Source organism: Actinokineospora fastidiosa (assembly GCF_014648415.1).
GTDB lineage: Bacteria > Actinomycetota > Actinomycetes > Mycobacteriales > Pseudonocardiaceae > Actinokineospora > Actinokineospora fastidiosa.
This window is the reverse complement of sequence record NZ_BMRB01000002.1, coordinates 1,166,421-1,178,003: the sequence shown is the minus strand read 5'-3', so window position 1 is coordinate 1,178,003 and position 11,583 is coordinate 1,166,421. Positions and strand designations below refer to the sequence as shown.

Sequence of the window (11,583 nt, the reverse complement as noted above, 5' to 3'; positions counted from 1 at the left end):
CCTGCGGACGGCTGCCGTTGGCCCGGCGACCGCGACCTCCTTTCTCGCCATCGTTGTCGATCTTGGTTTCATTATCGAACTGGCGTTCGCCCAAAGGGAACATCAAGCTAGGCCGTTCAGAGCAGTAACGTAGCTCAGAGGTCCGACAGTTTCCCGTGGTTCACCTCCCGGATGTTGATCGGTTTCCAGGTGCATGGTCACGATGGTGCCGATCAACATCGGATCGGGGAGGTTGTCGTGTTTCGTCGGGGTGTTGCGTTGTTTGCCCTGCTGGCCGCGCTGTTGTCCACTGTGGTCGCGCCTGCCAGTGCCGCCGTCTACTCCAGCTGCACCATCTCCGGCTGCGACGCCGCCCGCACCGCGTACAGCGGGTGGCGGGAGTTGGGCTTCCCCACCTCCCGCGGGTGGTATGCGTGGCCGTACGGGCAGTACAACTTCGCGGGCGGGCGGTTCTACAACCGGGAGGGCCAGCTCCCCTCCGGCCACACCTTCTACGAGTACGACACCCACCCCCGCCCCTACGGCGCCTCGCGGGACGCGCGGCGGATTGTGCGGGATGTGACGACCGGGGTGGTCTGGTACTCGCCCGACCACTACGGGAACTTCTACCGGATCGTCTAGACCAGGTCGCTGCTGTACCGCTGGGCCTTGCCGCCGATCTCCGCCCGCACCACCGACACCGGGCCGAGCAGGGACGCGGCCGCGGCGGACACCAGGCCGACCGGCGCGTCGACGGGGACGGTCACCACCACGGAGCCGTCCCCGTTCTGGTGCACCGAGTACGCCACCAGCCCCAACGGCGACAGCACCTGCGTCACCTCGATCGACTCCACCCACCGCCCGTCCGCCGCGCGGAAGCGGACCGGCGCCCTGCCCTCCAGGCCCACCAGCACGCGCACCCCGTCCCGCCACTCCAGGGACGCGTGATCGCCGGTCCGATAGCGCAGCAGCGGCAGCATCGGGTTCTCCCCGCACGTCACGGTGATCTCCCCGCGCACGCCGTCCGGGCACGGCTGCCCAGCCGGGTCCAGGACCTCGACGTGCATGCGGCGCGGCAGCAGGGTGTGCGCGTCGCCGTCCCGGTACGCGATCAGCCCCGTCTCCGTCGTCCCGTACACGTCGAACACCGGCGCGCCCAGGCGGGACGACAGCGCGGCCGGGTCGTCCAGCGCCATCGCGCCCGAGATCACCGCCGACGGGCGCGTGCGCAGCCCCAGGTCCGCCAGCGCCGCCAGCGACACCGGGTTCCCCGAGTACAGCTCCGGGTCGCAGTCCTCCAGGAACGCCACCGCGTCCGACGGCGACCGCCACGCCGACGGGTGCAGGTTGACCTTCACCACCCCCGCCCCGCCCCAGTACGACGACACCGACGCGAACTGGTACGTCACCGGCATCAGGTACACCGTCACCAGCGCGACCCCGTCACCCCGGACCCGGATGCCCGCCCGCCCCACGACGTGCTCCAGCAGCGGCAGGTCCAGCGCGCAGAACTCCGGCGTCATCGGCACCGTCGCCGCCGGACCCCGCGAACCCGACGTGCTGTGCACGATCAGTTCGTCCAGATCGACGTCGTCCGGCACCGACAGCTCCACCTGCGACAGCAGCTCATGGCGCCCGATCGGCAGCACATCGGCCAACGACGTCCACGTGCGGCCCCGATACCTCGGCACCCGCTCCCGCGCGTACGCCAGCAGCGACGGCACCCAGTCCGGCGGCCCGTACTCCAGCGGATACGCCCGCAACCGGGCCACCGCCTCGGCGGAGAGCCGGTCCCCGCACGCGTGGTTGTAGAGCGGCGCGCGCGGGTGCGACCGCAGCCAGGCCAACCGGCGCGCCCCCTCGGCCGTCATCGCGGGCCACCGCTCCGCGTCGCTGAGCACCGCGGCGGCCATCGGCTCGTACGCCGGGATCGGGTAGTCGCTCATACCTGGCTGTACCGCGCCGCCGCCTCGCGGGCCCGCTTCTCCGCCATCGCCCTGCGGATCGCCTCGGCGCGCTCCTCGGCGGCCTTGGCGTCCGCCAGCAGCCGGTGCCGCCGGACGCTGTCGACGGTGTCCAGCCGGTCCGCTGCCTGCTCGGCGGTCTCGCCCAGCGGCACGACGCCCAGCGCGCGCAGCAGCACCCGGGCCAGCTCCTCGCGCCGGTCCGGGTCGGTGGCGAACCGCTCGGCGGGCACGAGCGCGGCGAGGTCGGCCAGACCGGTGGCCAGCAGGTCGTGCAGGCGCTCCGGCGAGCCGCCGGAGTCCGCCGCCAGCCAGCACGTCACCAGCACCAGCCGCGTCCAGTTCGGCTCGCCGGAGGCGAACCGCGCGGCCAGCCGGTCGGTCAGCGGCCTGCCGCCGAGGCGCACCAGCGTGTCCGAGACGATCGCGGCGGGCGCGAGCGCCGCCGGGTCGGCCAGGAAGTCCGGCGGCGTGTCGGCCAGCCGCCGGGTCATGTCGGCCACGGTGCAGGGGATCACCCCGGGCTCCTCTCGTACGCGCGCCTGCCGAACGCGGCGGCGAAGTCGACAAGGTCGGCCCAGTCGGCGACCCGGTGCAGGTCCCACCCGGGCGTCAGCGCGGCGATGCGCGCCTCCTCGGCGTCCGACCACAGGTTGAGCAGCAGCGTCCCGCCCGCGCCCGCCGCGGCGAGCGCCGATGCGGCGATGTCGCCGCCCGGCCTGCCCCGCTCATCGACCGCCTTGATCATCGTGTCGACGCCGTTGTCGGAGATCACCACGATGTGCGTCGGCCTGCGCGGCTCCAGGTACGTGTCGCGCAGCACCGGCAGCGGGAACGCCGTGCCGCCGCCGAAGAAGCCGGTCAGCACGCGCAGGACCGCCTGCTCGTCGCGGACGAACCCGTCGGTGCGCAGCACCTGCCGCGTGCCGCTCCACAGTGTCGCCTGCACGCGCGCGCCCACGCGCAGGGCCGACAGCGCCAGGATCGCGCCCGCCAGCGTCAGGTACGACACCGTCCGCCGCGGGTCGGGCATCGAGCCGGAGGAGTCCACGTACAGGTCGAGGTCCACCGGCTCGGGGTCGGCGGCCTGCCCGTCCATCCAGCCCATCACCCGCTGCTCGGTGGTCACCCCGGGCACCACGTGCGGCGACCGCAGCGCCGTGGCCAGCCAGTCGACGCGGTCCAGCGGCTCGCCCACGTCCCAGGCCGCCGTCCCCTCCGGCAGCGGCTCGCGCACCACCGGCCGCTCCCGCGTGGGGAACGGCACCAGGTGCGGCGCGGCCCGCTCCCGGTAGTACCGCGTGGCGGCGTCCTCATCGGAGACGTCCACGCCGAGCTGCCGCAGGATCTGCCCGTACTCGAACGGCTCCCGGTACTGCCCGCCCGACGGCAGCTCCGGCTCCTCGGCAGGCGGCTCGGTGAAGTCGTTGACCAGCGGGTCGAACGCCGGGTGCCGCAGCGGCCCGTCGTCGTCCAGCGCCAGCCCCGGGACCTGGGCGTCCGCGCCGACCGCGCTGCGGCAGGTGAACGCCACCAGCGCCTCGGCGTCGGTGAGGTACCGGTAGCACAGCATGGCGAACCCGCCCGCGCCCGCGAGCCAGTCCGCGGCGTACACCCGGGCCAGCCGGGCGCCCAGCTGCGCGTCGGCGTCGACGTCGGCGGCCACCCTGGGCGTGAGCGTCCCGGTCGGCAGCGCCCACAGGATCTCGTAGACGCGCATGTAGAACGACCACAGTGGACTCGCGGGCCCCGGCATCCGCCGGTACACCTCGTCCATCCGCAAGCCCCTGCTGCGTTGCAGTCTGTCGTTGACGAGCAGGTCGGCGTAGAGGTTGGCGACCATCGGCGCGTGCCGCTCCAGTTCGGGCAGCCCGCGCCGGACGCGGGCCAGCAGCCTGCCGTTGTCGGCAAGGTCCGCCGGGCACAGCACGTGGTGGCCCACCTCGTGCGCCAGCACCTCCAGCCCCAGGTCGGACAGCCCCAGCGCGGACAGCGCGGCCAGGTCGAGCACCACCGTGCGGTCGTCGAGGCGGAACATCGCGAAGCTGCCGGTCAGCCCCGCCGCGCGGGCCTCGTCCCCGGTCTCGCACAGCATCGGCGGGTGCACGGCGACGAACCGGCCCCACGCCCGCAGCGCCTCCGGCCACAGCGCGGCCCACTGCGTCACGGCCCCGTCCGCCGCCGCTTGGTCGCTCATGTCGTCCTCGCCACGAACACCACCGCGTGCGAGTACGCCGTGGTCACCGCCAGCGTCCCGCCGTGCCCGGCCACGCTCGTCGCCGACGCCAGCTCCGGCAGCGCCAGCGCACCGCCCGGCCCCGCGTCGTCCACCACGAGCCCGCCCGGCCGCAGCGACAGCTCCGGCACCCCGGGCGGGCCCGGCGGCAGCCCCGGCACCGGCAGCAGCGCGGCGCCGAAGCGGTCGGCCACCAGCTCCCACGTCTGGTCGGCCACGGCGAACCAGCGCCCGCCGACGGCCTGCACGACCGGCGGCCGCCGGAACCGCCCGCCGAACCCGGTGAACGCGCCCACCCGCCGCACCGCGCGCACGGCGACCGCGCCCCGCGCGTTCGGCTCGGCCCACGGGTCGGCCGCCAGCGCGGCCAGCGCGGCGTCGGAGACCGGCGAGGACACCCCCAGCGCCACCGCCCGCAGGTCGGGCGCCAACCCGGCCGCCGCCGTCAGCGCCGACGCGCGCAGCCGGGCCAGGCCGTGCCGCCACGCCGCCACCGCGCCCGCGGCCAGCAGCCGGTCCGGCGCCGACGGCGCGATCAGCCGCCCCAGCGTGCCGAGCGTGCGCAGCCAGCCCGCGAGGTCGGCGTCGGCCAGGTGCAGCGCGGCGTTGAACACCGCGGCGGGCACCCGCCGGGGCGCCGCGCCGACGAATCCGGCCAGCGCGGGCAGCACGTCGAACACCGGCGAGGACAGCGCGTCGCGCTCCGCGGCGGCGAACGACAGCTCGACCAGCGCGTCGGTCACCTCGACCGGGTCCCCGCCCGCTGCGGCGACCACCGGGCCAACCCGGGTGTGCAGGTGGGCCAGCACGTCGGCGGGGGAGAGGGACCGGTTGCGGTGCCTGGCCATCCGGAACCGCGCGTTGTACTGCTCGCGGCGGGCCTCCAGCACCCGCTGGAACGGCGTCAGCCCTTCCACCGCAGCCACGCCCGGTAGTTCACGTACCGCTGGTGGAGGTACTTCAACGCCAGCGCGTCGTCGTGGACGTGGCCGTAGAGCTTGCGCCCGCGCGCCCACTCGTTGAGCACGCCCTCGATGCGCGCCAGCCGCGCCGTCACCTCCGGCTCGCCGACGCCGTCCAGACCGCGCTCGAACTCCTCCAGCATCGCCGCGACCGGATCGTCGGCGTCGAGGTCGAGCCGGTCGTACTCGGCGCACGCGCGGTCGAACAGGTGCCGCAGCCAGCTCACCCGGTCCGTCCGGTAGGGACTGTGCGACGGCTGGTCGAAGGCGGGGGAGCGGTCGTCGGCGGGCAGCTTGTCGTGCAGCACGAACGGCAGCACCGCGCGCAGGTCGTCCAGGCCGACCTCGGCGCGGTCGCGGAAGTAGGCCAGCGCCTTCGCGTACGCCAGGACGCTCTGCAGCGCCCGCACCGAGACCCCGCCGAGCGTCTGCGCGCCCAGGTCGGCCAGCCGGTCGCGGCCGGTGTCGGCGGCGGCCAGCAGGTGCGGGTCGACCCCGGCCAGCCGCGCGGTGTCCTTGGTCCGGTACTCGAACTGCTCGCCCGCGCCCTCCAGCAGCTCGAACTGCGCGGTGAAGAACTCCAGCCGCCTGCGCACGGCCGCGGGCAGCGGGACCCGCAGGATCTCCGACCACATGCGCTCGTGCTCGGCCTCGCTGAACACGATCTCCGGCGGCACCAGCTCCTCCGGCCGCAGCCGCTGCTCCACCCGCGTCACCAGCTCCCCGAGGAAGCGGCTGTTGAACGGCAGCGCCTGCACCACCACGTCGATGCGGTCCTTGAGGGCGTCGATGACCTGGTAGGTGCCGCCGCCCGCGTCGTCGTTGGCTGTGAGGTACCAGGCGGCGTCGGCGGCCTCGTAGACCTGGTCGAACACCTCGGCGTAGCCGTCGGACATCAGCGTCAGCAGCGCCGACTGGGTGCGTGTGGGGATGCGGTTGTACTCGTCGATGATCTTCACGCGCATGGACAGCCAGCGCCGCCACGCGATGTCGATGTCGGACAGCCGCTCGGCGCGCACCAGGTCGGCGGGCAGCGGCGTGCCGAGCAGGTCGGCGATGGTCAGCTGCGGGTGGCCGTGCTGCATCGCCCGGCGGATCTCGGTCAGCGGGTAGCCCGCGAGCACGCCCATCAGCACCGCGCTGGCCGTCTTGCCCCGGCCGGGGCCGCCGACCAGCAGGCACCGCCGCCGGACGGCGAAGGTCAGCAGCGGGATGAGCACGAAGCTGGAGTAGCTCTGTCCACTCGGGAGGGTCAGCCTGGCCTTGCTGTCGCCCAGGGTCACCCCGGCGCTGGGCCCGTCGTGGAACTCGATGTCGTAGTGCGGGCTGATGATCGCGTGGTTGACGATCCAGAAGTACGCCTGGCGCAGCTTCTCGTCCAGCGGCGCGTCGCCCGTGCGCGCCTGCCCGTACGGTCCCTCGTAGAGCGCGGCGACGTCGAACTCGTCGGCGTGCGCGTGGTGCGCGCCACCCGGCAGCGTCGGGGCGCGGGACACGTGCTGGTAACCGTCCACGGCGCACATCATGCCCGTTCTCCGCGCTACGCAACGCCTTTCTTGCTGATAGTCAGTGTCCGGATGCCCGGTGTGACGACGACGGCCGCCACCGCGACGACGATGAGCACGCCTGCGCCGGTGAGCGTGGCGGGCGCGCCGAAGTGCAGCGCGAGCGGACCGATCGCGATCTCGCCCAGCGGGATCGCGATGAACGAGCCCATCGCGTCGTAGGAGTAGACCCGCGCCAGTTTGTCGGCGGGCACGTTCTCCTGCAGCGACACGTCCCACGCGATGGCGAACTGCTCCACGGCCACCCCGCACAGCACCATCGCGACGAGCATCGGCACCAGCGCGGGCAGGTGGGCGAGGGCGAACAGCGGCACCGAGCTGGCCGCGATCAGCGCCGTGCCGACCAGCAGCGCGCGCCGGGGCTGCCAGCGGGTGGCGATCAGCCCGCCGAGCGCCATGCCCGCCGTCTGCGCGCCGAGGATGAAGCCCCACGCCGGGCGGCCGAAGGTCGTGTCCGCGATCGCCGGGCCGAGCACCTGGACGCCGCCGACGAAGGCCGCGTTGACCACCATCATGCCCGCCACGACCGACCACACCCACGGCCGCGACGCGAACTCCCGCCAGCCCGCCTTGAGGTCGGCCAGCGGACGGGTCGGCGCGGCGCTGTCGACCTCGGGGGCGCGCACGCGCGCGTAGAAGAACGCGGCGAGCAGGAAGACCGCGCCGGTCGCGACCATCGCCCATCCCGCGCCGACCAGCGCGGCCACCATGCCGCCGAACGACGCCCCGGTGATCAGCGCCGTGTTGATCCCCAGCCGGGCGAGCGCGTTGGCCTGGCGCAGCAGCGCGGGCGGCACCGTCTGCGGCGTCAGCGCGGAGGCCGCGGGCAGCGACACCGCGGCGACCGCGCCGTTGACCACGCTGAGCACGACGAGCAGCGGGATGCTCGCGAATCCCATGAGGACGGCGGCGGCCGTCGCCAGCTGCGAGCCCGCGGCGGCCACGCTCGCGCCCTGCAGGATCACCCCGCGCGGCAGCCGGTCGGCCAGCACGCGGCCGAGCAGCAGCAGCGCGACGTTGGCCAGCGACCGCGCGCCCACCACGATGCCGAGCGCGGCCACCGAGCCGGTCAGGTCGAGGACGGCGAAGGCCAGCGCGACCGGCGCGACGGCGTTGCCGAGATAGGTCGTGACGCGGCCGATGACGAGCCTGCGGAACATCGGGTGCCGCAGCGGCTCCCACATCCCCGACGGCTGTCTCCCCTGGTCGGCGGGCGTGCCGCTAACCGCGGTCGCCTCGGAGTCCCCCACGTGCTTCCCCCGGTTCCATCTCGAACAGCGAGATCGTCGTGCTGACCCGGACGGTACCGGGGGTGTGCGGGGGCTTGGCGGCGCGGTGCATGCGCTCGCTGAGCGCGCGCACCGCCTCGACGGTCTCCTGCCACAGGTCCGGGTCGACCCACAGCTCGGCGTCGCTGGCCGTGCCGTGCGCGGCCCGCAGCGCGCTGCGCCTGGTCAGCTCGGTGAGCATCGCGCGGTCCCGGTGCGGCCGGGAGCGGTGCGGGCGGTGGCGGTAGCGCTTGGCGACGCCGCCGCGGATGGGCACCTCCTCGACCATGTCGAGCAGGCCCGCGTCGAAGAGCTTGCGCAGGTGGTAGCTGACGTTCGCCTGCGTCCCGCCGAGTTCGCGGGCGACCTCGGCCGCGCTCATCGCCGAGTCGGTCAGCAGGGTCAGGATGCGCACGCGCAGCGGATGGGCCAGCGCCCGCATGTCGTGCAGGCTCGTGCGCGGGTCCCCCTCACTCATGGCCGCAGTCTGCGAACTCCGCGCACGTTCTGTCAAACGTCTCTTTGGCGGTCGACTACTCCGGCTTGCGCCTGCGCCCGCCGGTGCCGGTGACCTGCGGCTCGGGCTTGGGCTCCGGCTTGGGAGCCTGCGCGGCCTCGGCCGCGGCCGTCATCTCGCGCAGCAACTCGTCGAAGATCGGCGTGGACATCTGACCTGCCACGGGTACTCCAATCAACAGCATGATCCGTGCGGAACCTACCGGTCACCCCCGACAGCATGCGCCATCCGGTGGGTACACGATCGGGTATGGCCGCTAAGTTACCCATGGGTAATACTGACGCGCATGACACTGGTTTCGCTGAAGGTCGACAAATCGGGCGGGGACACGCCCGACCACGTCGCCACGGTCACCCTGCTCGGCCCCGGCAAGGGCAACGCCATGGGACCGGACTTCTGGCGTGAGCTCCCGCAGGTCTTCGCCGAGCTCGATTCCGACCCGCAGGTGCGGGCGATCGTCCTGACCGGCAGCGGCGCGAACTTCTCCTACGGCCTCGACCTGCCCGCGATGATGCCGTCCTGGGGCTCCATGCTGGCGGGCGACTCGCTGGCGGGCCCGCGCACGCGGTTCCTCACCGAGATCCGCGCGCTGCAGGACGCGGTGACCTCCGTGGCCCGCTGCCGCAAGCCGGTGATCGCGGCCGTGTCCGGGTGGTGCATCGGCGGGGGAGTGGATGTCGTCGCCGCCGCCGACATCCGGCTCGCCTCCGCGGACGCCAGGTTCAGCGTCCGCGAGGTCAAGGTCGCCATCGTCGCCGACCTGGGCAGCCTGCAGCGGCTCGCCGGGATCATCGGCGAGGGCCACGTGCGCGAACTGGCGTACACCGGCAAGGACATCCCGGCCGCCCGCGCGCAGCAGATCGGGCTGGTGAACGACGTCTACGACGACCAGGCCGCCGTCCTCGCCGCCGCCCACGCGCTCGCCGCCGAGATCGCCGCCAACCCGCCGCTGGTCGTGCAGGGCACCAAGGACGTGCTCAACCACGCCCGCGAGCAGCAGGTCGCCGACGGGCTGCGGTACGTCTCGGCGTGGAACGCAGCCTTCCTGCCCTCCCGCGACCTCGGCGAGGCCGTGCAGGCGTTCCTGGAGCGCCGCCCGCCGTCCTTCAGCGGGGAATGAGCACGCCCGGGTTGAGCACGCCCGCCGGGTCCCACGCTGCCTTGATGGCGGCGTAGAGGTCGCGCTCGGCCGGGGTGCGGGTCAGGTGCAGCCACGGCGCCTTGGCGACGCCGACCCCGTGCTCGGCCGAGATCGACCCCCCGAAGCGCGCGACCGTCGTGAGCACGGCGTCGGACACGGCGTGCCCGTCCGCCTCGTCCAGCACGTTGACGTGGAAGTTCCCCTCCGCGAGATGGCCGAACAGGACCAGCCGCGCCGAGGGGGCAGCGGCGGACACGGCGGCGCGCACCGCCGTCTCGAACTCCGCCGCCCGCGCGGGCGAGACGGCGACGTCGAGCTTGACCGGCACGCCGTGCGCGCTGATCGCCTCGGTGTGCCCCTCGCGGTAGGCCCACAGCCCGCGCCTGCCCGCCTCGTCGGTCGCCAGCGCCGTGTCGACCACGGCGGGCAGCCCGGACACCGCCGCCGCCAGGTCCTCGGTCGGGTCGTGGTCGCCTGCGAACTCGACCAGCAGGTAGACCGGGCAGTCCGCGCGGAAGGGCCCGGTGAGGCCGCGGTGCGCGCGCACCAGCCGCACGCCGTCGTCGTAGAACACCTCGACCGCGCTCAGCAGCGGACCCCGCAGGACCCCGATCGCGGCCACCGCGTCGGCCGTGGACGCCAGGCCCAGCACCGCCGTCGCCCGGTGCGCCACCGCGGGGACCAGGCGCAGCCGCACCGCCGTCACGACGGCCAGCGTGCCCTCGCTGCCCACCAGCGCCCCGGTGAGGTCGTACCCGGTGCTGTCCTTCTCCAGCCCGACCAGGGAGCCCACGACCCGCCCGTCGGCCAGCACCGCCTCGGCCCCGACGACCTGGTCGCGCATCGGCCCCCACCGCACCACCCGCAGCCCGCCCGCGTTCGTCGCCACCATCCCCCCGACGGTGGCCGAGTCGCGGGCGGCGATGTCGACGCCGAAGTCCAGGCCAGCGGCCCGCGCGTGCGCGCCCAGCCGGGCCAGCGGCACCCCCGCCCCGGCGGTGACCTGCCCGGACACCCGGTCCACCTCGCCGAGGCCGGTCAGCCGGGTAGTGCTGAGCACCACCTCGCCGCCGCGCGGCACGCCCCCGCCGACCAGGCCCGTGTTGCCGCCCTGCGGCACCACCGCGACCCCGGCCTCGGCGCAGGCGCGCAGCACGGCGGCGACCTCGTCGCGGTCGCCGGGCCGCGCCACGGCCAGCGCCCGGCCGGTGAACCGCCCTGTCCAGTCGGTCTCGTACCCGGCGCGCAGGTCGGGGTCGGTGAGCACGTGCCCGGTCCCCAGCTCAGCGCGCAGCCGCGCCACCAGATCCACCCCACCACGCTAGCGACAAAGGTTTGATCACCCACCTATCCGGGACACCCTCGGGCAACCCCACCGACCAATCTGGAGGTCTCGATGCTCACCGACCGCCGAGTGGCGTTCCTGGTCGCCCCCGAGGGGACCGAGCAGGTCGAGCTGACCGAGCCGTGGAAGGCCGTCGAGCAGGCGGGCGGCAGGCCCGAGCTGGTGTCCACGGGCAAGGACCGCGTGCAGGCGTTCAACCACCTGGACAAGGCCGACACCTTCCCCGTCGACCGCGCCGCGGCCGACACCGGGGCCGACGACTTCGACGCGCTCGTGCTGCCCGGGGGCGTCGCCAACCCCGACCAGTTGCGCATGGACGACGACGCCGTCGCGTTCGTCAAATCCTTCTTCGACCAGGGCAAACCCGTCGCGGTGATCTGCCACGGGCCGTGGACGCTCGTCGAGGCGGACGCCGTGCGCGGCCGCAAGATCACCTCGTGGCCCAGCCTGCGGACCGACATCCGCAACGCGGGCGGGGAGTGGGTCGACGCCGAGGTCGTGGTCTGCGAGGGCGCGCCGAGCACGCTCGTGTCCAGCCGCAAGCCCGATGACCTGCCCGCCTTCTGCCGGACCCTCGTCGAGGTCTTCGAGCGGGCGTAAATACGC

The 11,583-nt window shown here is 74.0% G+C and carries 12 protein-coding genes; 3 read left to right on the top strand and 9 right to left on the bottom strand.

From position 1 onward, the window contains the following. The first annotated feature begins 258 nt into the window (after nucleotides 1–258). Nucleotides 259–621: a ribonuclease domain-containing protein gene (locus tag IEY98_RS15340; protein ID WP_229786932.1), complete on the top strand. Its 363-nt coding sequence runs from the start codon at nucleotides 259–261 to the stop codon at nucleotides 619–621. On the opposite strand, the gene IEY98_RS15335 is transcribed toward IEY98_RS15340, so the two are convergent. The 8 genes from IEY98_RS15335 to IEY98_RS15300 are packed head-to-tail and all read right to left on the bottom strand — an operon-like array spanning nucleotide 618 to nucleotide 8,654. Beyond that, nucleotides 618–1,925 carry an AMP-binding protein gene (locus tag IEY98_RS15335; RefSeq protein ID WP_189211098.1) on the bottom strand — a complete coding sequence of 436 codons (1,308 nt, stop codon included), beginning with the start codon at nucleotides 1,923–1,925 and terminating at the stop codon, nucleotides 618–620. The two genes, IEY98_RS15340 and IEY98_RS15335, sit on opposite strands and share 4 nt — an antisense overlap. Beyond that, the gene (locus IEY98_RS15330) at nucleotides 1,922–2,461 is read right to left on the bottom strand and encodes a hypothetical protein (RefSeq protein WP_189211097.1); all 540 of its coding nucleotides are present in this window, start codon (nucleotides 2,459–2,461) and stop codon (nucleotides 1,922–1,924) included. Before IEY98_RS15330 ends, IEY98_RS15335 begins: the two co-directional genes overlap by 4 nt. After that, nucleotides 2,458–4,140 carry a vWA domain-containing protein gene (locus IEY98_RS15325; RefSeq protein WP_189211096.1) on the bottom strand — a complete coding sequence of 561 codons (1,683 nt, stop codon included), beginning with the start codon at nucleotides 4,138–4,140 and terminating at the stop codon, nucleotides 2,458–2,460. Before IEY98_RS15325 ends, IEY98_RS15330 begins: the two co-directional genes overlap by 4 nt. After that, entirely contained in the window at nucleotides 4,137–5,105 is a 969-nt protein-coding gene (locus IEY98_RS15320) for a hypothetical protein (protein ID WP_189211095.1), read from the bottom strand. The genes IEY98_RS15325 and IEY98_RS15320 overlap by 4 nt, the downstream gene beginning before the upstream one ends. After that, nucleotides 5,084–6,655 (bottom strand): MoxR family ATPase, encoded by a 1,572-nt coding sequence (locus IEY98_RS15315; protein WP_229786931.1) that lies wholly within the window; start codon nucleotides 6,653–6,655, stop codon nucleotides 5,084–5,086. The genes IEY98_RS15320 and IEY98_RS15315 overlap by 22 nt, the downstream gene beginning before the upstream one ends. Before the next feature lie 26 nt (nucleotides 6,656–6,681). Then, on the bottom strand, nucleotides 6,682–7,890 hold the full coding sequence (locus IEY98_RS15310; RefSeq protein WP_189211094.1) for an MFS transporter: 1,209 nt from the start codon (nucleotides 7,888–7,890) through the stop codon (nucleotides 6,682–6,684). A 37-nt stretch (nucleotides 7,891–7,927) separates the two neighbouring features. Continuing rightward, nucleotides 7,928–8,452, bottom strand: a complete 525-nt coding sequence (locus IEY98_RS15305) for an ArsR/SmtB family transcription factor (protein ID WP_189211093.1) — start codon at nucleotides 8,450–8,452, stop codon at nucleotides 7,928–7,930. Between the two features lie 55 nt (nucleotides 8,453–8,507). Further along, nucleotides 8,508–8,654 carry a hypothetical protein gene (locus IEY98_RS15300; RefSeq protein WP_189211092.1) on the bottom strand — a complete coding sequence of 49 codons (147 nt, stop codon included), beginning with the start codon at nucleotides 8,652–8,654 and terminating at the stop codon, nucleotides 8,508–8,510. 123 nt (nucleotides 8,655–8,777) lie between these two features. On the opposite strand from IEY98_RS15300, the gene IEY98_RS15295 reads away from it, so the two are divergent. Continuing rightward, nucleotides 8,778–9,611 (top strand): crotonase/enoyl-CoA hydratase family protein, encoded by an 834-nt coding sequence (locus tag IEY98_RS15295; protein WP_189211091.1) that lies wholly within the window; start codon nucleotides 8,778–8,780, stop codon nucleotides 9,609–9,611. Here IEY98_RS15295 and IEY98_RS15290 read toward each other — a convergent pair. Next, nucleotides 9,598–10,944 carry an FAD-binding oxidoreductase gene (locus IEY98_RS15290; RefSeq protein WP_229786930.1) on the bottom strand — a complete coding sequence of 449 codons (1,347 nt, stop codon included), beginning with the start codon at nucleotides 10,942–10,944 and terminating at the stop codon, nucleotides 9,598–9,600. The two genes, IEY98_RS15295 and IEY98_RS15290, sit on opposite strands and share 14 nt — an antisense overlap. 84 nt (nucleotides 10,945–11,028) lie before the next feature. Between IEY98_RS15290 and IEY98_RS15285 the strand changes: the two genes are divergently transcribed. Beyond that, nucleotides 11,029–11,577, top strand: a complete 549-nt coding sequence (locus IEY98_RS15285; RefSeq protein WP_189211090.1) for a type 1 glutamine amidotransferase domain-containing protein — start codon at nucleotides 11,029–11,031, stop codon at nucleotides 11,575–11,577. The last annotated feature ends 6 nt before the right edge of the window (nucleotides 11,578–11,583 follow it).

Coding starts and splice junctions, on each gene's coding strand:
- IEY98_RS15305 (WP_189211093.1), bottom strand. CDS start 8,452: ATGAGTGAGGGGGACCCGCGCACGAGCCTGCACGACATGCGGGCGCTG.
- IEY98_RS15335 (WP_189211098.1), bottom strand. CDS start 1,925: ATGAGCGACTACCCGATCCCGGCGTACGAGCCGATGGCCGCCGCGGTG.
- IEY98_RS15295 (WP_189211091.1), top strand. CDS start 8,778: ATGACACTGGTTTCGCTGAAGGTCGACAAATCGGGCGGGGACACGCCC.
- IEY98_RS15325 (WP_189211096.1), bottom strand. CDS start 4,140: ATGAGCGACCAAGCGGCGGCGGACGGGGCCGTGACGCAGTGGGCCGCG.
- IEY98_RS15285 (WP_189211090.1), top strand. CDS start 11,029: ATGCTCACCGACCGCCGAGTGGCGTTCCTGGTCGCCCCCGAGGGGACC.
- IEY98_RS15310 (WP_189211094.1), bottom strand. CDS start 7,890: ATGTGGGAGCCGCTGCGGCACCCGATGTTCCGCAGGCTCGTCATCGGC.